This is a genomic window from Streptomyces malachitofuscus (assembly GCF_055571035.1).
Genome location: NZ_JBVIGA010000024.1, coordinates 76,329 through 101,341 on the forward strand (window position 1 = coordinate 76,329; position 25,013 = coordinate 101,341).

General features: G+C 74.6%; 17 protein-coding genes. 7 read left to right on the forward strand and 10 right to left on the reverse strand.

The features are described from left to right. Window positions 1-39: 39 nt before the first annotated feature. The 4 genes from ACZ44S_RS29870 to ACZ44S_RS29885 all read left to right on the forward strand — a co-directional run bounded on the left by ACZ44S_RS29870 (window position 40) and on the right by ACZ44S_RS29885 (window position 11,004). Entirely contained in the window at window positions 40-5,073 is a 5,034-nt protein-coding gene (locus ACZ44S_RS29870; RefSeq protein WP_466934331.1) for a DNA-binding protein, read from the forward strand. 67 nt (window positions 5,074-5,140) lie between these two features. Further along, window positions 5,141-8,725 (forward strand): DUF5682 family protein, encoded by a 3,585-nt coding sequence (locus tag ACZ44S_RS29875; protein ID WP_466934333.1) that lies wholly within the window; start codon window positions 5,141-5,143, stop codon window positions 8,723-8,725. Beyond that, on the forward strand, window positions 8,722-10,464 hold the full coding sequence (locus tag ACZ44S_RS29880) for a hypothetical protein (protein ID WP_466934335.1): 1,743 nt from the start codon (window positions 8,722-8,724) through the stop codon (window positions 10,462-10,464). Before ACZ44S_RS29875 ends, ACZ44S_RS29880 begins: the two co-directional genes overlap by 4 nt. Window positions 10,465-10,521: 57 nt before the next feature. After that, a complete protein-coding gene (locus ACZ44S_RS29885) occupies window positions 10,522-11,004 on the forward strand; it encodes a hypothetical protein (RefSeq protein WP_466934336.1) in 483 nt (160 codons plus the stop codon). A gap of 35 nt (window positions 11,005-11,039) precedes the next feature. On the opposite strand, the gene ACZ44S_RS29890 is transcribed toward ACZ44S_RS29885, so the two are convergent. Together ACZ44S_RS29890 and ACZ44S_RS29895 are read right to left on the reverse strand one after the other, a co-directional pair. Next, window positions 11,040-11,978, reverse strand: a complete 939-nt coding sequence (locus tag ACZ44S_RS29890) for a DMT family protein (RefSeq protein ID WP_466934338.1) — start codon at window positions 11,976-11,978, stop codon at window positions 11,040-11,042. After that, window positions 11,975-12,772: a phosphatase PAP2 family protein gene (locus ACZ44S_RS29895; protein ID WP_466934339.1), complete on the reverse strand. Its 798-nt coding sequence runs from the start codon at window positions 12,770-12,772 to the stop codon at window positions 11,975-11,977. Before ACZ44S_RS29895 ends, ACZ44S_RS29890 begins: the two co-directional genes overlap by 4 nt. A 228-nt stretch (window positions 12,773-13,000) precedes the next feature. On the opposite strand from ACZ44S_RS29895, the gene ACZ44S_RS29900 reads away from it, so the two are divergent. Continuing rightward, window positions 13,001-13,615 (forward strand): TetR/AcrR family transcriptional regulator, encoded by a 615-nt coding sequence (locus ACZ44S_RS29900; protein WP_466934340.1) that lies wholly within the window; start codon window positions 13,001-13,003, stop codon window positions 13,613-13,615. Between the two features lie 139 nt (window positions 13,616-13,754). Here the strand turns inward: ACZ44S_RS29900 and ACZ44S_RS29905 are convergent, their stop codons facing one another. Then, window positions 13,755-14,717, reverse strand: coding sequence for a DUF2510 domain-containing protein (locus ACZ44S_RS29905; protein WP_466934342.1), 963 nt, complete (start codon window positions 14,715-14,717; stop codon window positions 13,755-13,757). Window positions 14,718-14,978: 261 nt separating this feature from the next. Between ACZ44S_RS29905 and ACZ44S_RS29910 the strand changes: the two genes are divergently transcribed. Further along, window positions 14,979-17,666, forward strand: a complete 2,688-nt coding sequence (locus ACZ44S_RS29910) for an ATP-binding protein (protein ID WP_466934343.1) — start codon at window positions 14,979-14,981, stop codon at window positions 17,664-17,666. A 346-nt stretch (window positions 17,667-18,012) separates the two neighbouring features. Here ACZ44S_RS29910 and pcaDC read toward each other — a convergent pair whose 3' ends face one another. Genes pcaDC through ACZ44S_RS29940 form a run of 6 tightly spaced genes read right to left on the reverse strand, consistent with a single transcriptional unit; the run spans window position 18,013 to window position 23,248 of the window. After that, complete coding sequence (gene pcaDC / locus ACZ44S_RS29915; protein WP_466934345.1) at window positions 18,013-19,143, reverse strand: bifunctional 3-oxoadipate enol-lactonase/4-carboxymuconolactone decarboxylase PcaDC; 1,131 nt, start codon at window positions 19,141-19,143, stop codon at window positions 18,013-18,015. After that, window positions 19,140-20,471, reverse strand: coding sequence for a 3-carboxy-cis,cis-muconate cycloisomerase (gene pcaB / locus ACZ44S_RS29920; protein ID WP_466934347.1), 1,332 nt, complete (start codon window positions 20,469-20,471; stop codon window positions 19,140-19,142). Before pcaB ends, pcaDC begins: the two co-directional genes overlap by 4 nt. Further along, entirely contained in the window at window positions 20,468-21,067 is a 600-nt protein-coding gene (gene pcaG / locus ACZ44S_RS29925) for a protocatechuate 3,4-dioxygenase subunit alpha (protein ID WP_466934349.1), read from the reverse strand. The genes pcaB and pcaG overlap by 4 nt, the downstream gene beginning before the upstream one ends. 5 nt (window positions 21,068-21,072) lie before the next feature. Beyond that, window positions 21,073-21,852: a protocatechuate 3,4-dioxygenase subunit beta gene (gene pcaH, locus ACZ44S_RS29930; RefSeq protein ID WP_466934350.1), complete on the reverse strand. Its 780-nt coding sequence runs from the start codon at window positions 21,850-21,852 to the stop codon at window positions 21,073-21,075. Continuing rightward, window positions 21,849-22,493 (reverse strand): CoA transferase subunit B, encoded by a 645-nt coding sequence (locus ACZ44S_RS29935; RefSeq protein WP_466934352.1) that lies wholly within the window; start codon window positions 22,491-22,493, stop codon window positions 21,849-21,851. The genes pcaH and ACZ44S_RS29935 overlap by 4 nt, the downstream gene beginning before the upstream one ends. Beyond that, window positions 22,493-23,248 carry a CoA transferase subunit A gene (locus tag ACZ44S_RS29940; RefSeq protein WP_466934353.1) on the reverse strand — a complete coding sequence of 252 codons (756 nt, stop codon included), beginning with the start codon at window positions 23,246-23,248 and terminating at the stop codon, window positions 22,493-22,495. The genes ACZ44S_RS29935 and ACZ44S_RS29940 overlap by 1 nt, the downstream gene beginning before the upstream one ends. A gap of 152 nt (window positions 23,249-23,400) precedes the next feature. Here ACZ44S_RS29940 and ACZ44S_RS29945 point away from each other — a divergent pair, with 152 nt between their 5' ends. Next, the gene (locus tag ACZ44S_RS29945) at window positions 23,401-23,865 is read left to right on the forward strand and encodes a MarR family winged helix-turn-helix transcriptional regulator (RefSeq protein WP_466934355.1); all 465 of its coding nucleotides are present in this window, start codon (window positions 23,401-23,403) and stop codon (window positions 23,863-23,865) included. A gap of 10 nt (window positions 23,866-23,875) precedes the next feature. Here ACZ44S_RS29945 and ACZ44S_RS29950 read toward each other — a convergent pair whose 3' ends face one another. Further along, entirely contained in the window at window positions 23,876-24,868 is a 993-nt protein-coding gene (locus ACZ44S_RS29950; RefSeq protein WP_466934356.1) for a DUF3048 domain-containing protein, read from the reverse strand. Window positions 24,869-25,013 lie beyond the last annotated feature (145 nt).

Genomic DNA, 25,013 nt, shown 5'->3' on the forward strand with positions numbered 1-25,013 from the left:
GGCACGACGGCACGCACACCCACGAAAGGCAGCACGAGCATGAGCGACGGGACGACACAGGACGGGGAGCCGGCGGAGGTGGAGGAGCTGCTGCGCGCCGGCGCGGTGCTGCCGCCGGGCACCGTCGGCGGCGGCGAGCGGGCCGTGCCCCTGTACACCCGGGCCTACCGCCATCCGGGCCTGGACGGCCGGGTCGTCGTACGTCTGACCGCCGAGGACGGGACCGGGGACACGGACACCGGTTTCCTCGGACTCGTGCCCGAGGGCGAGCCGGTGGAGGTCGGCGTCGGGCAGCACCGGGCCCTGGGCTTCCCCGACTGGGTCCTGACCCGTCACCCCTCGGACGGACACCTGGCCATGTCCCTGGTCGAGGAGATGGACAAGGTGGCCCGGACGGTGCGGTCCCGGCCGAAGCGGGCCCGCGCCGCCTACGAAGCGATCGGCGAACGCCTCGCCGGTTCCGTACCGCACTTCCTGCCGACCTTCTACGAGCAGGCGGGACGGGTCTTCCTCGCGGCCGGTGAGCGGTCCTACGCGTCCATGATGTTCGTCAACGCACGCAAGGCCGAAACGGCGCACGGACTGCCGTTCGACGAGGCCCGCATGGACGCGGTGTTCCTGGAGTTCGCCCTCGCCGACGCCGTGCCGACCAAGGTGCTCTCCAGCTACGCCAAGGGCCTCCCGGCGCGCGTCCCCGCCGCGACGGCGTTCCGGCATCTGCGCGGCCTCTTCCTCCGGCTCGCGGCGCACGGACTCCCGCCGTCCAGCCCGGCCGCGGCCGACCTGCGCAGACTGGCGAAGGCGGTCGCGGGCAGGAACGCGCTCGCCGAGGAGACGGCCTATCTGCGCGAGATGCTGGCACTGCCCGGCACCGCCAAGGCACCCGTCGGCTGGTGGAAGGCCCACCGCGCCGCCCTGGAGGAACTGACCCGGCGTGAACCCGCCGCCCGCGGGGCCCTGTTGGCGCTGCTGCCCTCGGGGTGGGAGCACGAGGAGCTGGGGCTGTGGATCGGCCTTCTGGAGGAGACCGGAGTCACCGCCGGGCTGTGTGACGCCACGCTGCCCGCCGAAGAGCGCTCGCCCGACGGCACGGCCGGCTGGACGCGCAGATTCCTCGCACTGTGCCGCACCGACAGCCGCCACCTCGCGCCGCCGGAGCTGTACCCGCTCGTCGACCGCATGGCCGACGCCCTGCGCACCGAACTGACCGGCTCCGGCGGTACATTGCGGCCGCCCGTCGGCGACATCGACCTCCTCGACCAGCTTCTCGCCCTGCGCATCCCGGTCGCCGACCCCGAGGGGGACGCGAGGCTCGGCCTCCGCGACTGGGCGGGCCGCGACGAGCGGCGCGACCTCGTCGCCCTGGAGGCCGACGCCCGCTTCCGCGAGGCCTTCCGGCGCGGCTGCCCCACCAACGGGCGCCAGGGCAACGACGGACCCACCCTGGCCAGGCTCGCCGAGTCGCCCGGCGGGCGCCCGATGCTCGCCGAGTGGGTGGCCGAGGTCAGCCGCCGGTACGTCACCAGCGACCTGGGCGGATTCACCCGGTACGACGGTCCGTTCGAGACGCTGGGGTGGCTGCCGGGCGAGATCCTCGCGGTCGCCGAGAAGGACGTGCGACAGGCCCTGGGCACCGGCATGGCCGGGGGCCTCGCCCGCACCCTGCGCACCGGGATACTCGACGAACTGGGCTGGCCCGCCTGGGACGAGGCGATCGGCTCGGCCGATCCCGCCGAGACGGCGCGGACGACGTACGTGGCCGAGGCCTGGCCGCACCTGATCGTGCTCCGCGACGGACACGCCCGGGTGATCGGCGCGGAGGGCACGGTCCTCAGCCACCGGCTGCGCCTCCCGGACACGGCGGAACGCGACCGCTGCGACGCCCGCTACGTGGACGGCGCCCTGCTCGTCTCGTGGTACGACAGGTCCGCGGACGAGCCGTACGGCTACTGGTACCACCCCGACACGGGTGCCTCGTCACCGACGGCGCTCGACGGCGACGTCCGCCACTCCCACGCCTCCCGGGCGGACGGAAGGAACGGGGGGAACGGCATGCCCTACGCCTCCCTCCCGCTGCCCGGCGGTGGCCGGACCGCCGGCCAGGGCGTGCTGCGGCGGGGAGACACCCACGTGCCGGGGAGGCGGCGGGTGATCAGCGACGGCACGTCGTACTGGCTGTGGACCGACAACTGGGCCGACCGAACGCAGAGCAACTGGCGCCCGTACGACCCGGTCAGTGGCACGGAGGGTGCGCCCGGCGCGCCGGACTGGCTCCGTGACGGGCTGAGCGCCGCCCCGGAGGGCAGCACCCTCCACTCCGGGTGGCTGCTGCCCGCCCCCGCCGCCGTGCCGGGCCCGGTGTGCGCCCCGGTGGACGGACTGCTCGGCTGGCGGGTGATCACGCTGCCCGACGGCTCGCAGCGGGGAGAGGACCTCGGCGGCCGCACGGCCCTCGTGCCGCCCCGCATGGGCGGGAGCCTGGCGCACGCCCTGGTGTTCCCCGGCACCGACCGGGTCGTGAGCGTCCTGCGGTGGACCGGTACCCGCGCCCTGCTGCTCGGCCCCGACGGCGAGGTGGTCGCCGAGGTCGCCGACGGACACGTCGCCGGCCCCTTCTCGGCGGGCACCCCCCTGATGCCGCCCCTGTCCCACTGGCACCTGCTCCAGCCCCGCGACCCGCAGGGCTCCGCGGCGCTCCGCCGGATCGGTGACGACACCGCGGCGGCACTGCTCGCCGCGGCCGTGGAGGAGGCACCGCGCGACACCGGGGACGAGTCCGAGCCGGCGACCGAACAGGGCGCGGAGCGGCTGCCCGCCCTGGTGCGCACCTTGCTGCCGCAGGTCAGCCACGAGGCGCTGCGGGCGGGCATCACCGGCGTGGTGCGGTTCGCCGCGGAGCAGCAGCGCACCCTGGACGCGGCGCGCGCCCGGCTGGACGCCGCGATCGCCGGAGTCGTCCCCGACAAGCCGCGGCCCGAGCCGGGGGACGAACTGCTCGAGGCGGCGGTGAACGGCGTCGGCGTGACCGGCCGCGGCTGGCGTCCCACCTACTACAGGTCCGACCGTTTCCTCTACGAACTGCCGCGCCTGATCGGCGAGTCGATCCGGGGCCTGCCCGAGCCGGTCCCCGCCGGCCGGACCCACGTGGACCAGGCGAAGCAGCGGTCACTGGAGAAACTGGACGCCGTGGCCCTGCCGACACTGCCCGCGATCGTGGCCCTGAGGGCCGCGTCCGAGGCCACCGTGGAGGAACACCGGGACGCGCTGCGGGCGTTCCTCGAGGAGTTCGACGCACAGGGTCTCACCGACCTGGACCCCGGCCACTGGCGGTGTGTCCGGCTGCGCCTGGACCCGAGCCTGTTCGAAGGGCCCGACGCCATCAAGGGATACGCGGAAGCCACCGTCCTCGACCTCGGCGGCGGGGCGTTCCTGCTGGTCCCCGACAGGCCGTACTTCTTCCTGGCGGAGGGGGACGTGGACGAGCCCACGGGCCGGCACTACGGAGCCCTCTTCCACGACCCGTCCGGCCGTTTCACGGCGCCCGCGCCCTACACGGTGCTCGCCACGCGGCCGTTCGTCCCCGAGCCGACGCGCCCGGCCGGCTGGGCCGCGAGGCTCCGCGCCGAACTCGCCGCGCGCGGACCGGCCCCCTGGTTCCCGGCGGCGGCCGAGGAGTTCGCACGGCTCACCGGAGTCACCCCGACCATGGCCCGCCTGATCGTCGCGGGCATGCCCAGGATCGACGACAAGCGCGAACCGGTTCCCGCCGCGACACTGAAAACGATCGGCGTGAAGACGGCCGACGCGCGCGTGGCCAAGGACGAGCTGAAGGACGTCGACCCCCGCGTCCGGCAGGCCGTCGTGGCGGCCCTGCTGCCCGACGACCCGTCCCGGCTGTGGACGGACGGCCCCGACGCCGCCCGCGCGGCCGCGATCTGGAACGAGCGGCTGGGCCGGCGCACCCCCGTCCCCGAGGAGGTGGTCCACGACGCCGCCCGCACCGTGGTGCCACGGGGATGGGCCCCGGTCCCCGCCCTGTACGGCTTCGTCGACCTGCGGACCGAGCCCCGGCTGACCCGGGACCTGACCTGGACGCCCGGCCGCTACCGTCCCGAAGCGGTCGAAGGCACACCCGGCTTCGACGGCGAAACCCTGAAGGGAGCCGTACCGCTGGCCGCGTGGCTCGCCCACCGGCTCCCGGCAGGCGACCCGGTCCGCGCCGTCCTGCCCGGCGTTCTCACCGCGATACGCGCCCGGCTGGCGCATCCGGAACTGCTGGTCGGACTCGACGGGACGATCGACGCGGAGGCGTACCGCCTGGCCGCCGGCGACCCCACGGAGACCGGCGACGGCTTCGAACGCCACGGCGCCGTCGTGCTGGGCACCGGGAGCTCCTCGCCCTACGCCGCACTCCGGACCGCCCTGCTCGACCCGGCCGGGAACGACCCGTACATGGCGGCGCTGTTCCCCGGGCAACGGCCGTCCGTCGTACAGACCGTGCTGCGCCTGCTCCACGACCGGGCGTTCGCCGAACTGCTCGCCGACCCGGGCAACCCGGTCGCGGGGGAGCGGGACGCGGAGGGCGTGTGGTGGCCGCAGGACCCCGCCCGTTCCGTACCCGACCTGGTCACGGAGGTGGCCAAGCGGTACGGCATCGGTGAGGACGCCGCCGTCCTCTACTTGATGCTGCTCGCCATGCCCGACCCCACCGACCGCAACACCGCACGCTGGACCGGCTGGGGCAAGCAGCGCGGCGGAACGGCCCGGCTGCGGGCCGCCCGCGCCGAACTGGCCGCCACCGACCTGGTCATCGAGGGCAGCCGCTCCAAGGCCGGACGCTCCCTGTTCCTGCCCGGAGCCTGGACCCAGCTCACCAACCCGCATCTCCCCTTGGAGAGTTGGAAACTGCCCCTGTACGACCTGGCCGAAGGCCAGGACCCCGCGCTGGGCGTCGTGGTGCCCTTCCGTCCGGTCGCGGGTCTCTACCGCGACGCGTGGCAGCGGATCCAGGACGGGGACGAGCCGCAGCCGACGGAACTGGAGGTACCGCGACCGCGGAAGCGCCGCCGCTGAGTTCACCGGGACAAAGGGGGACGGCCGTCGCGTACGGCCGTCCCCGCACCACCGCTCACCTGGACCCATGACCACAAGAGAAGCACCGGCCGCCCACGTGGCCGCACTGGCGGCCCGCACCCGGCCGTACCTGATCGGCGTACGGCACCACAGTCCCGCACTGGCCGGCGCCGTACCCCGGCTGCTGGACGCCGCCGACGCCGAGGTCGTCTGCGTCGAACTGCCCGCCGAGTTCCAGCCGTGGCTGCCGTACCTCTCCGACCCGCGCACCAGCGCGCCCGTGGCACTCACCGGTGCCTACGAGGACGGGCGGCTGCACGTCCACCCCCTCGCCGACTTCTCGCCGGAGCTGGCGGCGATCCGCTGGGCACGGGAGCGCGGCGCGGAGGTGGTCTGCTGTGATCTTCCCCTGGCCGACCCCGGGTGGCCGGCCGGCCCGGCGCCCGGCGGGGAAGGGCCCGGACCCGACACGGACGACCTGTGGGACCGCACCGTGGAGGCGCGGGCTCCCGGCAGCACCCCGGAGAACCTGCGCCGGGCCGCGCTCGGCTTCGGCTGGGCGCTGCGGCAGGACCGGCGGGCACGGGGCGCGATCGCGGACGTCGATCTGGTCCGTGAGGCACACATGCGCCGGGTGGTCGCAGGGTTCGGCAAGCGCCGGGTGGCAGCGGTGACCGGCGCCTTCCACGCCCCCGCCCTGACCGACGCGGACCCGGGGCCCGCCGCCGACGCCGGCGGGCCCCGCCGGACGGCCGTCACCTCGCTCGTGCCGTACGCCTTCGCCCAGCTGGACCCACGGTCCGGCTACCCGTCCGGAATCCGCGACCCCGGATGGCAGCAGGCCGTGCTCGACGCCGAGGGCGACCCGGACCGGATACGCGATGCCGCCGCCCGTCTCGTCACCGAGATCTGCCGGGAGATCCGCGCCTCCGGCCACCCCGCGGGCACGGGCGAGGCGATCGAGGCCCTGCGGCTGGCCTGTGACCTGGGCAGCCTGCGCGGTCTTCCCGCACCCGGCCGACGCGAACTGAGGGAGGCGGTGACGTCCGTACTGGGGCACGGAAACCCCCTCGAACGAGCCCTGGAACCGGTGCTGGTCGGCACCGGACGCGGCCGGCTCGCCCCCGGCACGCCCCGTTCCGGCCTCGGCCCCTGGGTGGAGGCGGAGCTGGCCTCACTGCGGCTGCCCGGGCCGCACAGCCCCGCCCGGCGGGAGATCCGGCTGTCGCCCCTGCGGTCCCCCCTCGACTCCCGGCGCGAGATCCTGCTCCAGCGGCTCAAGGCGTGCGGGGTGGGCTACGCGGAGCCGACCGCGGTGTCCGCCGCGGGGGAGGGGAGCGCCCTCACCACCCGCTGGCAGGCCGCCTGGACGCCCTCGGTCGCCGCCCGGCTCGACCTGGCGGGCGGCAGAGGCGTCACCGCCGCCCAGGCGGCCGACGGCATGCTCCGGGAGAACCATCGCCGGGCGTGCGACTCCGACGGAGTCACCTCCGCCCGGGTGATCGCTCTCCTCGGGGCCGCGGCCCGGTGCGCCCTGCCGGACCTGGTCGGGGAAGCCCTCACCGAGTCCGCACGGGTGCTCCCGTCCGCGGCCACTCTCCCTGAACTGCTGGACGCCCTGGACCTGTCGGAGTCGCTGAGCCGCGCACATCTGCCCGGCACCACGGAGCGGATCCGCGCCCGGGCGGCGGCTCTGTGCGGCACCCTCCTGGAGGCAGCGGTCCGCGCCCTTCCCGGGCTGGCCGGCAGCGACGACCAGGAGGACGCCGTCGCCCTCGTGACCCTGGCGGTGCGCAGCGGCGAGGACCGGCTCGGCCTGCGCCTGGACGGCGAGTTGTACGACCTCGCCCGCACCGGTTCGCCCCTTGTGCAGGGAGCGGCCCTCGCCGCGCGGGTGCTGCTCGACCTCGACAGCTCCGGCCTGCTGGGCGGAAGGCTGGCGGGCTGGGTCGACTCGGCGACCGGACCGGAGTCGCGGCACCGGCTGGAGCGCAGGCTCACCGGAGTGCTCATCGCCGCCGCACCACTGATCGAGTCCGTGCCCACGGCCCTGGACCCGCTGCTGGAGCGCGTCGAGACGATGGGCGACCGCGCCTTCCTCGACCGGCTCGCCTCCCTGCGCGGCGGCTTCCGGACGCTCACCGCGGAAGGGAGAGGGCGGCTGCTGACGGCCGTGACCGGACGCCTCGGTGACCGTCCCGGCCTGCGGCTCGGCGCGCCCGCCGCACTGATCGGCCGGTGGGCCGAGGCCGACGACGCCGGGCTCGCACTGCTGAGGGAGGTGGGTCTGGCGGAGCTGGTGAGTTCCCCCGGCGTCGACCCGCCCGCTCCCGCAGGAACGGTGCCCGCGAAGGGCCGGCCGGTGTCCGGCAGCGGGGCGGAACACGGGACCCGACGGATCCGCCCCGCCGACCGGTGGCGGCTGCTGCTCGGCCGGGAAAGGTCCGCACTCCCCCCGGACCTGGCGCCTTACGCCCGAGCCCTCGACGAACTGTTCGGCGACGACGGCCATGAGGGCAACGACGGCCATGAGGGCCGGGACGGCCACGAAGGCCGGAACGGCCGTGGCGGTCAGGACGGCGGGCACGTCCACGGCGTCCATGACGGCGGCCAGGGCGCGAGCAGCGGCTCTGGCGAGGCGGCGGAAGCGGCCGCGGCCTGGGGCGGCGACACGGACCGGCTCACCGGTGGCCAGGAGGCCCCCGGCTACCCCACCGTCCGGCACTGGGCCGAGGAACTCGAGGCGCTCTTCGGCCCCGACATCCGGGAGGAGGTCCTGGGACGCGCCGCCGCGCACGGCCGTACGGACGTCATCGCCCACCTCGACCCGGCCTCGGTGCGTCCGTCCGTGGAACTGCTGTCCGCCGTGCTGACCCTCGCTCAGGGCATGCCCGAGCAGCGGATCGCGCACCTGCGGCCGCTCGTCGCACGGCTCGTCGAGGAACTCACCCGCGAACTCGCCACCCGTTTGCGCCCCACGCTGACCGGCCTCGACACCCCTCGCCCCACCCGGCGTCCCGGCGGCCGGCTCGACCTGGCCCGCACCCTGCGGGAGAACCTGCCCCACAGCCGCCGCGCGGAGGACGGCACGGTCGAACTCGTCCCCGAGCGGCCGGTGTTCAGGACACGCGCCAACCGGCGGAACGACTGGCGGCTGATCCTGCTCGTCGACGTGTCCGCCTCGATGGAGGCCGCGGTCATCTGGTCGGCCCTGACCGCCGCCGTACTGGGCGGCACGCCCATGCTCTCCACGCACTTCCTCACCTTCAGCACACGGGTCGTCGACCTCACCCACCGGATCGACGACCCGCTCTCCCTGCTGCTGGAGGTGAAGGTCGGCGGCGGCACCCACATCGCGGCGGGTCTCGCCCACGCCCGCACCCTGGTGAAGGTGCCGAACCGCACGTTGCTGGTGGTCGTCAGCGACTTCGAGGAAGGGTTCGGGACCGGGGGCCTGCTGACCGAGGTCAGGTCCCTGGTCGCCTCCGGTGTCCACCTGCTGGGCTGTGCCGCCCTGGACGACCAGGGGGTCCCCCGCTACTCGGTGCCCATCGCCGGGCAACTCGTCGCCGCCGGGATGCCGGTGGCTGCCCTGAGTCCTCTCTCACTCGCCCGCTGGGTGGGCGAACGCGTCCGTGGAGCAGGCCGATGAACCCTTCCGTCCCCCTCCCGCCCGCCGCACCGGAGGTGACCGCCTCCGCGGTGGAGGGTCTCACCACCCGCCTGCGGGGCAGACTGGACGCGGCCGTCGAGGCCCTGACCGGCGCGCCCGTCACCGCCGACGCAGGAACCGTCCGCGTCCGCTGCGGCGACGACGCGTGGGTGACCCTGGCACCCGGCCCGTCCGGCGTCCTCACCCACGCCGAACAAGCGGTGTGCACGTGCCTCTTGGCCCCCCGCTGCCTGCACCGGGCCGCCGTGCTGACCGCCTGCCCGGTGTCCGCCGCCGACCACCGCGCGGCCCCGGACCCCGAGCCGGGCCCTGCCCCGGCGGCGGCTCCCGCCGGTCCCACCGCCCGGCAGACGCAGGCCGCCGCCGGGCTCTGGACGGCGGCCGCAGCCGTACTGGCCGCCGGAACCGCCGGTGCGGGGGCGGTGCTCCAGGCCGAGCTGCTCCGTGCCGCCCACACGGCCCGCCTCGCGGATCTCCACCGTGCCGAGGCCGCCGCCCTCGACGTGGTGCGCCGTCTGCGTGACGAGCGTGACCCGCACGGTCAGCGCGCCCTCGCCGCGTTGGCCGCGGCACTGTGCGAACTCCTCCTGGTGACGCACCGGTTGCGGAACGGCGACACCGACCCGGCCCTGATCGGCACCGTGCGCCGGAACGACCGCCCCGAGGGACCGCTGCGGCTGTACGGCGTCTGCCGTGAACCGGTGATCGGGCCGGGGGACCTCGGCGGTGTGGTCACCCACTTCGTCGACGGCGACGGCCGCTGGTACACCCTCCGCGACGTCAAGCCCGGCGGCCCCGCCCGCGCCCATCGCGCCGGCACCGCCCACGTCGCGATCCGGTCCTTCCTCGGCGACCACTTCCGGCTCTCCCGCGGCGGCCTGGTCCTCACCGGCGCGGTGGTCTCCCCGGACGGCCGTCTGGTGCCGGAACCGGGAGTCCGCGCCACCTTCGCCGCCGGACGGCCCTGGACGGCGGCGGCCCCCGACGGAGCCGGGCACACGGGAGCACTGACCGTCTGCGACGTCGAGATCGTCGCCACGGACGGTGCGGACCTGCTGGCCCGGGTACTGCCGGAGCGTGGCGGCACGCCGGTCCGGCTCGCCCCCGCCCACAGCCACCCCCGTCTGCTCCACACCGCGAACCTCCGGCGGCTGGGCGCGCGGCCGGGGCTTCACGTCCGGGTCGTCGGACGCCTCGACCACGACCGGCCGGCGACCCTCCGCCCGCTCGCCGTCGCCCCCGTACCCGGCTCCGGGGCCACCCTGCGCCTCCCGGCCGACTGGCAGGGCCGCGCCGACCTCGGCTACGACCGACTCCGCGACGACCACTTCCCCCCGGGCCCCTCCCGCCCGCCCGAGCCCTTCCCCTGCGGCGGAGCACCGGTGGCCGACTCGCCGCTCGGGCGCGTCCGCCGGCTGGTCGAGCTGGCCGTATCGGGCGGGCGCCGGGCCGCCGCCGAACCCGCGCGCGACGACGACCGCCACGGACATGTCGCCGCGCTGCGCCAAAGCGGGTTCACCACGGGCGCGGAACTGGTCACCGCGCTCGCCACGGTGGCCGCCCACCGCGGCCGCGACGCGTTCGGCCGTCCCGACGACGGCGATCAGGACCGGTACGCACTGCGGTGGCTGGCCACCGCCGTCTATCTCTCCGGCACCGAAGCGGCCCTGCGCCGGGGCAACTGGCGTGCCACACGGGCGATCCAGCCGGACGGATAGGCTGCCCCGAGCGTCCATGCACCAGTACGCCAGCCCGGCGGGGGAGGAGGTCCGGACATGTTCGTTCTGCTCGCCTTCGCGGCCTTGCTCGCCGCCCCCGTGTGGGCCGTCGCCGTGATCGTCAAGCTGGTGTCCGTCGTGACGCCGGGACGGCGCCCCGACGGGGGTGTGCGGCTGCTGCGCTGGGGCGCCGGGATGCTTGCGGCCGCCGCTGTCATGCTCGCGGCCCTGGCCCTCGGCGCCGTCGAGCTGTCCGACCACGAGTCACGGTCGGGGACGAATTCCTCCCCCGCGCCCGCCTGCCGCGACGCCGCGCCCCATCTGGTGGAGCACCTCGTCGGACACCGTGCCGTCTATCTGCCGCCGGCCTTCGACTGTGTCCTGGACGACGGGACGACGTATCCCGGTTCCGGGATGTACAAGTGGCTCAACGGGCTCGTCGTGGCCTGTGCGACGGCCTCCGTGCTCCTGTTCGTGAGGGCCAGGTACGCCACCGGGCGCGTACCGACGGACGCGCTCGCCATTACCGACCAGGCGTGACGCGTCCCGGACACCCGCACGCACGGCGCGCTTGGTCAGGGCGTCGGGGCGGGCTCAGGAGATCGCGGCAGGCGTTCCTGCGCCGCCTGGCCGGGCACCTTTCCCCGCTCCGCCGCGGCCGACCGGGCCACGTGCCGCGCCGCCTCCGCCGCCGGGAAGCGGCCCGCGCGGGTCAGCAGCAGCACGCCCCACGACGCGAGGGCCGCTCCCGCCAGGGCCAGGAGCGCACCCGAGGCGCCGCCCCGGAGACGTTCGCCGAGCAGGCAGAGGCCGATCACGGACGCCGCCACCGGGTTCGCCAGGGTCACCACCGCGAGGGGCGCGCCCAGACCGCCGCGGTAGGCGGTCTGGGCCAGCAGCAGGCCGCCGGCCGCGAAGGCGGCCACCAGCAGGGCCACCCCGACCACCTGGGCACTGAGCAGGGGACCCGACCGGTCCGTCATCGCCACCGTCACCGTCTGGGTGAGTGCGGAGGCGACCCCGGAGGCGACGCCCGAAGCGGTCGCGTGCCGCAGGCCCGGCCGGGAACCAGGCCACGCCAGCAGACCGACGAGGGTCGCCGAACCGCCCGCGACGGCCAGCGCCTCGGGCACGCTCAGCACATCGTCGGGCGCCGGTCCGGACGCCGTCGCGAGAACGGCCGCCAGACCGGCGAGGGTGAAGGCCGTGCCCCGCCACTCCACCGCGCTGACCGCCCGCCCCGCGAACCGCGCCCCCATGGGCACCGCGGCGACGAGGGTGAGCGCGCCCAGCGGCTGGACCAGGGTGAGCGGCCCGTACGTGAGGGCCACGACATGCAGCAGCGCGGCCGAGGCGTTCAGCGCGACCGCCCCCCACCAGGCCCCGCCGGCCAGCAGCCGCAGAGTGCCGGTGCCGGCGCTCCGGGCGGCGAGCCGCTCCTGGGCGACCGCGGCGCCGGCATAGGCGACGGCGGAGACGAGGGACAGTACGACGGCCACGAGGACGGCGTTCACCGGCCCGCCCCCACGAGCGAGCTGTCCTCGGCCGGCACGTGCCGGGCCCGGATCCGCCCGGCCGCGGTCGTGGCGGGCCGTGGCCGGCGCAGTACCGCGAGCGCGAGGCCCAGCAGCGCCGCCGCCACGAGCGCGTCCAGCCAGAAGTGGTTCGCGGTGCCGACGATCACCAGCAGGGTCACCATCGGGTGCAGCAGCCACAGCCACCGCCACCGCGTCCGGGAGACGACGATCAGACCGACGGCCACCATCAGCGCCCACCCGAAGTGCAGCGAGGGCATGGCGGCGAACTGGTTCGACAGCTCGTCCGTCCCGGGCGGGCCGTACACCGAGGGTCCGTACAGCCGCGCGGTGTCCACCAGACCTGTGGCGGTGAGCAGTCTCGGCGGGGCCAGGGGATACGCCAGGTGCAGCACGAGCGCGGCCGCGGTGACCGTGGCCAGAACCCGGCGGGCCCACACGTAGTGGGCCGGCCGGCGCAGATGGAGCCAGACCAGGAAGGCCGCGGTGGCCGGGAAGTGAACGGCCGCGTAGTAGGTGTTCGCGAGGTGCGCGAGGGTGTCGCCGTGCAGCAGCAGGGACTGCACCGCGCCCTCGCCGGGCAGGCGCAGCGCGCGCTCCAGGGCCCACACGTCGTGGCCGTTGCCGTACGCCCGGCCGGTGTGGCCCGTGGCCGGCTGCCGGCCGAGTTTGTACGCGAGGAAGAGGCCCGCCACCAGAAGGAGTTCGCGGACGAGCGGCGGGCGCGCCGGAGCGTCGGACCCGGCCGGTTCAGGCTCCTTGCGGGCATTCATCCCCCGGCCCTTTCGCTGACGGTGGTGCTGTCGTGGTGCTGCCGGCTGAACTGTCGACCCGGGGACCGGGCCCAGCTCATCGGTGCGCGGGGGCACCGACTCTCATCGGTACGCCACCGTACCGATACGCAAGTGTACCGATACGACGACGTACCGATACGGTGGCGTACCGGTACACTGGCGTATCGACAGATGCGGGACACACTTCGGGAGCAGGGAGCCGAGCCGATGACGTCGCAGGACGCGGACCGACCGGGGCCGGTCGGAACCTCGCGCCGCTCCAAGATCACGCCGGAGCGTGAGCGGGAGTTCTTCGACGCCGTGCTGAACCGGATCCGCGAGTGCGGCTACGACGCCGTGAGCATGGAGGGCATCGCCGCCAGCACGCGGTGCAGCAAGTCGACGCTCTACCGGCAGTGGCGGACCAAGCCGCAGTTCGTCGCCGCCGCCCTGCGGTCCAGCCGGCAGGCGCGGTTCGCGGGGATCGACACCGGCACCCTGGCCGGGGACCTGCGCGAGGCGGCGCGGTGCGCGGGGGAGTGGTCGCCGAAGGACGCCACGCTGCTCCAGGCGCTCGGGCACGCGGTCCTGCAGGACCAGGAACTCGCGCGGGCGCTGCGCGAGGCGCTGGTCGACCCGGAGCTCGCGGCGCTGGCGGAGATCCTGCGGCGCGGGGTCGAGCGCGGGGAGGTGGACGCCGGGAACCCGGCGCTCGAGTACATCCCGGCGCAGATCTTCGGCGTGCTGCGGGTGCGGCCCATGCTGGACGGGTGCAACGCGGACCCGGACTATCTGCTCCGGTTCGTGGAGGCCGCCGTACTGCCGGCACTCGGCCTCGAATGAGACGCAGGCCGCCGTGACCGGGCCGACCGGACGGCGACCTGACCGCGCCGCACCGTGGGGACGGGGGCGGCGCTCACCCCGGCCGGGTGGGACACCTCTTGAGCGGAGGGGTGGCCCACCCGGCCGTCATACGCGGACGTCAGACGTCCTGCCCCCGGCCGCCGCCCGACGACACCTCGATGCCCTCGGTGATCTCGTCGAGGACGTCCTGCGTCTGGTCGGTGTCGACCCCGAGGCGGACGACGACGATCTGCTTCGGCTGGGCGGGGGACGGGAAGGCGAGCGACTGCACGTACCCGTCGGAGCCCTTGCTGGTGACCGCCTTCCAGCGCACCAGGTAACCCTTCTGCCCGGCCACCGTCACCGCCTTGGACGCGAGCACGTCGTGCGAGGTGATCTTCCCGTAGGAGTCCTTGCCGTAGCTCTCCTCGGCGTTGGCGGCGATGTCCGCCTTGGCGACCTCCTCGGCGGTGGAGCCGCGGACGCCGAGGGCCAGGGCGGGCGCCGAGTACGCGCCGCCCTTGGTGCACTTCTTGGAGGTGTTGCCGGGACAGTCGTACTCGTCCTTCGACGTCACCGCAGCACCCACCTGGAGTTCCTGGCCGTACCAGCCCTCCGGGACCGGCAGGCTGATCCCGCTCAGCGCGTCGGTCACCGATCCGCTCTCGACCCGCGGCGCCTCGGAGCCGTCCCGCTCCGGTTCCTCGCCGCCGGAGCCGCCGGAGTCGCCGGAGTCGCCGTCCGGCCCGTCGTCCCGCCCGCCCGGCCCCTGCGAGGTCGTGGTGCCCCCGCCTCCGCCGTCGTCCGTCAGCGCGTACACACCCACACCGATGCTCGCCAGGACGGCGACGGCCACCGCCACGGCTATCCCGTACCGCACCCGGTGTCCCCGTCCGGGCGGCGGCGGAGCGGGATGCACCGGGTACGCCGGAAACGCCGCCCCGGCCGCTGTGCCCGGCGCCGGCGGCCCCCAGGCGGCGGCCGACCCCGTCGGCCGGACCTGTCCCGTCCAGGCCGCGCCGTCCCACCAGCGCTCGGTGGCCGGTCCGTCATTCGTCTGCCCGGGGTCGGGGTACCACCCGGGAGGAGTCACCTGCGTCATGCCCCCACCGTATGAGGCGACGGTGAAAGCCGGATGAGAGACCCCGCCGGCCGCGCCCCGCGGCCCGCACGCCCCCCGCAACCCGGCCCCTCCCGACAGTCGTTGACCATCAGGCCCCCTGGTGGCAGGCGGGAGGCGTCGACCCGGTGTGTCGGGTGTCACTCGTCACGGCAACACGTGTGCCGACCGGACCCGCTCGGACCGGAGGAGGACTACGCTCGACACCGGTACGTCGTTCGGGCGAATCGGGGAGGTAGCAGGATGACGGAGGCACGGCCCCGGGCGGCTTCCTCGGCTTCCCTGTGGGAGCGCGACGAGGAAGTCGCCGCGATCGAGGAGGCCGTCGACATCCTGTGCGCCGACCGCTCCTCGCCGGGCAGCCTCCTGGTGCTGCGGGGCGAGGCGGGGCTCGGCAAGACCGCGCTGCTGGCGGAGACCCGGCGCATCGCCGAACGGCGCGGCTGCACCGTCTGGTCGGCCCGCGGCGGCGAGACCCTGCGCTCCGTCCCCTTCAACGTCGTACGCCAACTCCTGCAGCCCGCCCTCGTGTCGATGCTGCCGGAGGAGGCACGCGAGTACCTGGGCGACTGGTACGACATCGCCGGCCCCGCCCTCGGCATAGCGAACCCGGGTGACCGGCACGCCGACCCGCAGGGCGTCTGCGAGGGCCTGGTCGCCGCCGTTCGCCGACTCGCCCGCCGCGACTGGCCGTTGGTCCTGCTCATCGACGACGCCCACTGGGCCGACCAGGAGACGTTGTACTGGCTTGCCGCCTTCACCGAGCGCCTGGCCGACCTGTCCGTCCTCGTCGTGGTCGCCCGCCGGCCCGGTGAGATATCCGGGACCGGAGCCCGGCACCTGGACGCCGTCGCGGCCGCGGCCGACCGCCCCGTGACCACCCTCAGCGCCCTCACCCCGGACGCCGCCGCCGGACTCACCCGCGCCACCCTGGGCGAGAACGCCGACGCCGCGTTCTGCCGGGAGGTGTGGGCCGTCACCGCCGGCAACCCCTACGAGACCGTGGAGCTCCTCGCCAAGGTCCAGGACAGCGAACTCGAGCCCGTCGAGGCACACGCCGGAGAACTGCGCGAACTCAACCGCTCGGCCCGCGGCGGCGGCCTCGTCGCCCGGCTGGAACAACTGGGCATAGACGCCACCCGGTTCGCCTGGGCAGCCGCCATCCTGGGCGGCGACATCACCGTCGACCTGGTGGCCCGGCTCGCCACCCTCGGCCGCGACGACGCCGTACGGTGCGCCGAACTCCTGCGCAGCGCCCGCATCCTCACCGCGCCCGACCCCGCCACCACGGGCGGCACCTCGGCCGCCGACCTGGAGTTCGTGCACCCGCTGATCGCCACGGCCGTGTACAACTCCATCCCCGACGCCCTGCGCCGGGCCATGCACGGCATCGCGGCCCGGATCGTCACCGACTCCGGACACAGCGCCGCGGCCGCCGCCCGCCACCTCCTCGAAGTGCACCCGGACGACGACGAGGAACTCGTCTGGCAACTGCGCGAGGCCGCGCGCGAACACCTCGCCGTCGGCGCTCCCGACGCCGCCCGCCGCTGTCTGGAACGCGCCCTCGAGGAACCGCCCCGCCCCGAGGTCCACGCACACGTCCTGTACGAACTGGGCAGTGCCACCTTCCTCACCGCACCCGCCCGCACGATCGGCCATCTGCGGACCGCGCTCGGTATGCCCGGTCTCGACGGTGACCGCCGGGTGGACGCCGTGATCCGCCTCTCCCAGGCGCTGATGCACAACGACCAGATGGAGGAGGCCGTCCGCACCGTCGAGGCGGAGGCCGCCCGGCTCGAACCAGGTCCCGCCCAACTGCGGCTCCAGGCAGTCCAGTTCATGTGGGAGGGCATCCACGCCGGCGAGACCATCACCCCCGGCCGCTCCGAGCGCCTCGCCCGGCTCGCCGCCACCTGCACCGGCCGCGACAACTCCGAACGGGCGCTGCTCATCCTGCGCGGCTTCGACGCCATGATGCGCGGCGAGAACGCCGAGGAGATCGTCGAGGTCTGCAACCGCGCCCTCGTCAACGGCCGTCTCGCGCCCGGCCTCGGCTGGACCGACTCCGAGTGGGGCGTCGAACTGCTGCTGATGCTGGCCAGTTCCTATGCCTACACCGATCGCCTCGACCGGGCCGAAAGCCTCTACACCGAAGCCCTGAACGCCTACGACACGGCCGGCTGGAGCGGCGGCCACCTGGTCCTGGCACACGCCTACGTCGGCCTCGCCCACCGCCGGCGGGGCCGGCTGGAGGCGGCGGAGGAGTCACTGCGCGAATCCCTGCGCCTCGCCGAGCGCGTCGGCCGCGGACTGCCCCTGTACTGGACCGCGACCTGCAATCTCGTCGACACCCTGCTCGCGCGCGGTCATGTCGACGAGGCGTGGGCGACGGCCGAACGGCACGCCTTCGCACCGCCCTACCCGTCCACCATCGTCCTGCCCGACCCGCGCTCCGTACGCGGCCGGCTGCTGCTGGCCGTCGGCCGCACCAAGGACGGCATCAACGAACTGGAGGCGGCGGAGAAGGCGGCGGCCGCCCGCGGCCACCACAACCCGGTGCACGTCTTCGGCGCCGCCGACCTGGCCCGCGCCCTCGCCGCCGAGGACCCCGCCCGCGCCGCCCGGCTGGCCGTGGACGTCCGCCGGCGCGCCGAGCGGCTCGGCACGGACACCGCCATAGGGGAGGCCCTGCGCGTCGCCGCCGCCCTGGAGACCGGCCAGCGCGCGGTGCGCCTCGCCGCCCAGGCGGTCACCTACCTGGAGTCCTCGCCCTGCCAGTACGAACACGCCGCGGCCCGCGTGGAGTACGGCACCCTCGCCCGCTCCGCCACCGATCTCGAACGGGGCCTGGCACTCGCCCGCTCCTGCGGTGCGGACGGCCTCGCGGAGCGGGCCCGGGCGGAACTGGAGACGGGCGCGGGACTCCGCTAGGGGCGTCTGACACATGCCCGCGGCGTCCGGCAGGCACGCTCGCCGCGTTGCCGAAACGCCCACGTGGCTCCGTCACGAGGGCGCTCCGGCGCCTTGCGATCGCACGCACCGGACGCCGCTCCTTCTCCCGCGCCCATGTGTCGGACACCTCCTGGTGCGGCGCCGAGGAGGTCGCGGCCGGCGGCGTCACAGGGGTCAGGCCGCCGGCTCCGATGAACGGTGCCGTGCGGCCGGGCCGAGCGGGGTCCGGGGTCGTGGTGCGCACGGCGGAGCGGCAGCCGACGACGACGCGGCGAGATGCGGTGCCAGGGCCCGTGACCCCGGCGCGAGCCCAACGAGCCTCCTTCTAGGGCCGCTCGTGACCGCCCTCCTCCGCCAGCACCCGCTGGGCCGTCGCGAAGGCCGCGTTGGCGGCCGGAACCCCGCAGTACACGGCGGTCTGCAACAGCACCGCCCCGATCTCCTCGGGGGTGAGCCCGCACCGTCGGGCCGCGCGCACATGCATCGCCAGCTCGTCGTGCTGGCCGTGCGCGACCAGGGCGGTGAGCGTGATCATGCTGCGTTCGCGGCGGCTGAGCGTCGGGTCGGTCCAGATCTCGCCCCACGCGTAGCGAGAGACGAAGTCCTGGAAGCGGGCGGTGAACGGCGTCTGGCGGGCCTGCGCCCGGTCCACGTGCGCGTCGCCGAGCACCTCGCGCCGCACCTCCATCCCGCGGCCGGCGGCACCGCCGAACTGCGCCCGCAGCGCGGCCAGCACGGCCCCCGGACACTGGGCCGGCGCCAGATGCGAGGCGCCGGGGATCTCCACCAGGGCCGCGTCCGGCACCGCGTCCGCGATCTCCCGCAGATGCGCGGGCGGTGTCGCCGGGTCCTCCCGACCGGCGACGAGCAGCGTCGGCACGGAGACGTCCGCCAGCCGCTCCCGCAGATCGAAGGCGGCCAGCGCGTCACAGCACGCGGCGTACGCCTCCGGGTCGGCCTCCCGGTGATCGCGGACCAGCTCCGGCACGGTGAAGCCGCCCGTGAACCACCGGGCGTCCGCGTTCGCCGCGAGCCCGGCCACTCCCTCGCGTCGCACCAGCGCCGCCCGCTCCTCCCACGGCTTCGATCCGTTGAAGTGCGCCGAGGAGCAGATGACGGCCAGCGACGTCAGCCGCCGCGGATGGTGCACGGCCAGATGCAGCCCGACCGCACCGCCCAGCGAGACACCCGCGTAGGCGAACCGGTCGATGCCGAGCGAGTCGGCCAGCGCGAGCACCAGACCGGCGAGATCGCCGACGGTGGCACCGGGACCGATCAGCCCCGCCGAGGAACCCCCGTGCCCCGGCAGGTCCCAGCGCACCACCCGGTGCGCGGCCGACAGCTCGGGCGCCACCCTGTCCCACAGGGCCGATGACGTGCCGAGCGACGGGCCGAGCAGCAGCGGGGGAGCGGAAGCGGCTCCCTCGGCACGGTGGTTGAGGAGAGAAGGGGTCACGATCGCTCCAGGGCACGGTCGGTGAGCACTCCGGCGGAGCCGGTGCGGCAGGCGGGGTCGAGGAACGGGGAGAGGCCGGCGTCCCGCACCTCCGGTACGGCGGCCAGCAGCTCACTCAGCTCGCGGCCCTCCTCCTGCGCCCGCCGGGCCAGCTCGGTGAGCAGTTCCTTCGCCCGGGCACGGCCGAGCACCGGCGCCAGCTCGGCGGAGAGCAGCTCGGAGACGATCAACCCACCTGTGGTGTCCAGGTGTTGACGCATGGCCTCCGGGTGCACGCGCAGTCCCTCGGTGAGCTCGGCGGCGTCCCGGGCCGCGCCGCCGACCAGGCGGAGCAGGTCCCTGAGCGGTTCCCACTCGGCGTGCCAGGCCCCGGCCGGACGCTCGTCCTCGGCCACCAGCGAGCCGTAGAGCGTGGCCGCGAGCTGCGGTGCCCGCCGGGCCGCCGCCGCGATGAGCGTGGAGCGGACCGGGTTCGCCTTGTGCGGCATGGTTGAGGAACCGCCGCCGCTCCCCTCGGACACCTCCGCGATCTCGGTACGGGAGAGGGTGAGGACATCGGCCGCGAGCTTGCCGAGGGCCCCGGCCGTCGACGCCAGGCACCCGGCGAGGTCGGCGAGGGGAGTGCGCAGGGTGTGCCAGGGCAACAGCGGTTCCTGCAGACCCAGTTCGCGGGCGTAGGCGGCCGGCAGCGCCGTCGCGTCGTCGGCTCCGTACGCGGAGAAGGCCGCCAGGGTGCCGGCCGCGCCCCCGAGCTGGGCGGGCAGCGAGGCCCGTACCGTCCGCACCCGGTCCCGGGCGTCGAGCACCAGCGACCGCCACCCGGCGGCCTTCAGCCCGAACGTCGTCGGCACGGCGTGCTGGGTCAGGGTCCGGCCCGGCAGCACGGTGTCCCTGTGTTCAACGGCCAGCCGGGCCAGGGCCCGCTGCACGCGCTCGAGGTCGTCGAGGACCGGCCCCAGGGCACGGTGGGCGACCAGCATCGTCGCCGAGTCCATGATGTCCTGGCTGGTCGCCCCCCGGTGCACGGCGGCTCCGTGCACCTCGCCGACGCTCCGCGTCAGCTCGGCGACCAGCCCGATCACCGGGTTTCCGCCGTCCCGGGCGCGCACGGCGAGGGAGGCGATGTCGAAGCGCCCCGGGTCGGCCGCCTCCGTCACCGCGGCCGCCGCCTCCGCCGTGACGAGTCCCAGCGCGGCCTGGGCCCGGGCGAGCGCGGCCTCCGCGTCGAGCAGCGCCCGCAGGAACGCCGGGTCACCGGTCTCGGCGGCGGCCGGGGAGCCGGTCCACCCGGGGGCGAGCAGGCCGGTGTCGGAATCGGCTGATGTCACTGGAACTCCAGGAAGACCGTCTCGCCTTCGCCCTGAAGGCGGATGTCGAAACGGTACGTGCCGGCCCCCTCGTCGGCCGCGATCAGCGTGTCGCGGCGCTCCGCGTCGAGCCGGGACAGCAGCGGATCCGCCGTGAGGGCCGGCTCGTCGCCCGGCAGATAGATGCGGGTGAACAGGTGCACCAGCAGGCCGCGCGCGAAGACGCACACGCTCAGGTACGGCGCGTTGTGGCCGCGTGCTCCCGGGCGCAGGGTACGGGCGTACCAGTGGCCGTCCGCATCGGTCTGGATCCGCCCGAAGCCGGTGAACTCCACGCCGTTGCGGCCCAGGAAGCCCCCGCTCGCCGGGTCCCGCCGCATCGAACCGTCCGCCGTCGGCACGTTCCCGTCGGGGTCCGGACCCCACAGTTCCAGCAGCGCGTCCGGCAGGGGCCCGCCCTCGCCGTCGTACACGTACCCGTGCACGGTCAGGGTGTCCGGATGTCCGGCGGGTGCGATGTCCTCACCACCGCGGAAGGGCAGTGCGTAGCCGTAGAAGGGGCCGACGGTGTGCGAGGGGGTGGGCAGCACGCCGTGCGGGCCGGTGGTGTCCGTCATGGTGGTCAGCGCCCTTCTTCCGTCCAGGTGGCCCGCGGTCCGTCGAGCACGATGTCCCAGCGGTAGCCGAGGCTGAACTCCGGTACGGACAGGCCGTGGTCGTAGGCGGCGATCAGCCGCTGCCGCGCCGCGTCGTCGGTCACGGAGTGCAGGATCGGGTCGTACGGGAGGAGCGGGTCGCCCGGAAAGTACATCTGCGTCACCAGCCGCTGGGTGAACGCGGTACCGAACACGGAGAAGTGGATGTGCGCCGGGCGCCAGGCGCCCACGTGATTGCGCCACGGGTACGGGCCCGGCCGGATCGTGGTGAAGCGGTAGCGGCCGTCGGCGTCGGTGAGGGTGCGGCCCACGCCGGTGAAGTTCGGGTCCAGCGGGGCGTCGTGCTGCTCGCGCCGATGCGCGTACCGTCCGGCCGAGTTGGCCTGCCAGACCTCCACCAGCTGGCCGCGCACAGGGCGGCCGTCACGGTCCAGCAGCCGGCCGGAGACGGTGATGCGCTCGCCGATGGGCTCGCCGGTGTGATGCCGGGTGAGGTCGTTGTCGATCTCGGTGACGTCCCGGTCGCCGAACGCGGGGGAGGACAGTTCCACGAGCTCCGGGTCCCGGGACACGTCGACGGCGACCGGCGGGCGCTTCGGGTGGCGCAGCACCGACGAACGGTACGGCGCGTAGCCGCGGCGGGGATGGTGCTCGACCGGCCCGCCGTCGGCGAGCCGCTTCTCGTACGCGGCGTGCTCGGCCGCGATCTCCCGGTCGATGTCGGCTTGAGTGAGTGCGTCGGTCACGACAGGCCCTCCCCGAGGGTGAGTTGTGCTCCGGTCCGGGCGGTGATCTCCTCCACGGTCACGCCGGGGGCGGTCTCGACGAGGACGAGGCCGGCGCCGGTGACGTCGAGGACACCGAGGTCGGTGACGATCCGGTCGACGCACGCCTTGCCGGTCAGCGGCAGCGAGCACTCCGTCACGATCTTCGGAGTGCCGTCCTTCGCGGTGTGGGCCGTCATCACGATCACCGTGCGGGCGCCGTGGACCAGGTCCATCGCGCCGCCGATGCCGGTGACGAGCCTGCCGGGTATCGCCCAGTTGGCCAGGTCACCGCGGCAGGACACCTGCATCGCGCCGAGGACGGCGACATCGATGTGTCCGCCCCGGATCATGGCGAACGACAGCGCCGAGTCGAAGAAGGAGGCGCCCGGAAGGACCGTGACGGTCTCCTTCCCGGCGTTGATCAGGTCCGGGTCGACGTCGTCCGCGGCGGGGTAGGGGCCGGTGCCCAGGATGCCGTTCTCACTCTCCAGCACCACCTCGACGCCGGGCGGGAGGTGGTCCGGGATCAGCGTGGGCAGTCCGATGCCGAGGTTGACGTACTGACCGTCCCTCAGTTCGAGGGCCGCCCGCGCCGCCATCTGCTCGCGGGTCCAGGCCATCAGCCGTTCACCGTCCGCCGCTCGGCCTTCTTGTCCGCCGCCTGCGCTGCCGTGAGGGCGACCACCCGCTGCACGAAGACGCCCGGCAGATGCACGGCGTCCGGGCCGAGGCCGCCGGGCTCCACCAGTTCCTCCACCTCCGCGACCGTCACCCGGCCCGCCATCGCCGCAAGGGGATTGAAGTTGCGGGCGGACTTGCCGAACACCAGGTTGCCGTGCCGGTCGCCCCTCGCCGCACGTACCAGCGCGTAGTCGGTGCGGATACCCCGCTCCAGCACGTACTGCCTGCCGTCGAACTCCCGCACCTCCTTCGCGGGCGAGGCGAGCGCCACCCCGCCGGAGCCGTCGTAGCGCCAGGGCAGTCCGCCCTCGGCGACCTGCGTGCCCACTCCGGCGGGCGTGTAGAACGCGGGTATACCGGCGCCTCCGGCGCGCAGCCGTTCCGCGAGCGTGCCCTGCGGGATCAGCTCGACCTCCAGCTCGCCGGCCAGGTACTGCCGTGCGAACTCCTTGTTCGCGCCGATGTACGAACCGGTCACCCGGGCGATCCGGCCCGCCGCGAGCAGCACCGCGAGTCCGGACTCCATCGCCCCGCAGTTGTTGGAGACGACCGACAGGCCGCCGACCCCCCGCGCGTACAGTGCCCGGATCAGCACCTGGGGGACACCGCTGAGGCCGAAGCCGCCCACCGCCAGGGACGCACCGTGCGGCACGTCGGCCACTGCCTCCGCCGCCGAGACGACCACCTTGTCCATCGGAGGAACCCCATCCCTTCCGGACCGCCCGATCCTGGTTTGATCAGGGCACTGAGTATTTACACGCGGCAAGTCACCTGTCCAGTACTGTTCAGGAGTTCAAAAAAATCAGTGCACCGACGAAACGCACCGAACGAACCATGGGAGCGCACATGGCCGCCGTGGACCTCGCCACCCATCCCGGGCACCTGGCCCGGCGGCTCCAGCAGGCGCACCACCTGCTGTGGACCACGATGGTCTCCGAGGAGATCACCTCACCGCAGTTCGCCGTGCTCAACGCGCTCGTCGCCGAACCGGGTCTCGACCAGCGCACCGTGGGGGAGCGGGTCGGGCTCGACCGGTCCACCGTCGCCGAGGTGATCGCCCGGCTCATCCGGCGCGGGCTGCTGGACAAGGTCCGTGATCCGCAGGACGGCCGCCGGTTCCTGCTGCGCCTCACCGACGACGGGGTGCGCACCCACCGCGGGCTGACGGTGCGCACGGCGCGGATGAACCAGGTCTTCCTGGCCCCGCTCGACGCCGACGAGCGGGCCGTGTTCATGGACCTGATGCGGCGCGTGGCGGATGCGGCAGAGGGTCTGCGCGATCCCCGGCCCGCCCTGGGCGCCCCGCACTGACCGTACCGGCTCAGGGCGCCTCGGCGTACACCACCCACACCTGACCGCGTGCGAAGTTCAGGGGGTCGCCGTCGTCGGTGGTGAAGGAGGTGCCGTCCCCGGCGGCCGGACGCTTCCAGTCCGCCCGGTACGCGCGTCCGTCGCGCAGCACGGTGGCGTCACCGGATCCCACCGTCTCGGTGAACGGGGTGGTGTTGCCGAGGAAGTCCCGGAATCCCGAGGCGCGCACGGTCACGTACTGCACGACGACCGTCGCGGGCGCCAGCCGCCCGCCCTCCGTGGTGACCGCCGGTGCGCCGTCCATCGAGACCAGCCAGCGGTCGCGGTCCTCGGACCAGGTGAACGTGAAGCGGGCGGCCGGGTAGCGGACCGTGAGCTCGTTCCGGGGCTCGCCGTCCGCCGGAGGCCGGCCGAAGCGGAAGCCGGTGGTCAGGGCGGTCTCGCCGGGAGGACTGTCCATGATCCGGTCCGGGCGCAGATACAGATTGTGCGGAGCGGACCGGCCGGGGTCCCGGGTGTAGGCTCCGGGCTCCGTTTCCGGTGTCACCGCCTCCAGCGGCGCCTCCTCGATCAGCGGCAGCAACTTGCTCTGCGCCCCCGAGAAGGCCAGCACCGGCCGGTCGAACTGGCGCAGCAGCTCCAGATCGGACTCACGGGCGCTGCGGACCGGCCCGGCCGAGTCCGGCAGCTCGGTGGCGTACACGGCGATCAGCCTGCTGCTCCCGCCCTCGACCTGTTCGGCGTACACCACGTCGGCGGCCCCCAGACCGGTCTGGGGGCGGGCGGCAGGGGCGTTGTCGATCTTCACGGCCAGTACCGGCGGAACGTCCTGTCCACCGGGCCGGGACGGTGACGCGTCGGCCGACCCCCGGCCGTCGTCACCGGGACCGTCCGACGTCGTACAGCCCGCGGCGAGCCCGGCCGTCAGTACGGCGGCCAGCAGCATCCTCGCCCCCGTGCCGCGCCGTAGGCGCGCCCCTCGTTCCGTGCCCACCGTTGCCACCGCGCCTGCCTCATATCATCCGTTGTCTTGATTGTGCGCTTTTCTGATCGTCTCTGGCCAGAGCGGAACGGAGGTGCTCCCGCGCGGTGGCGTCCGCCGATCGGCTCAGCGGCCCGCGGTTCGGCATCCGGCCGCTCGGGTACCC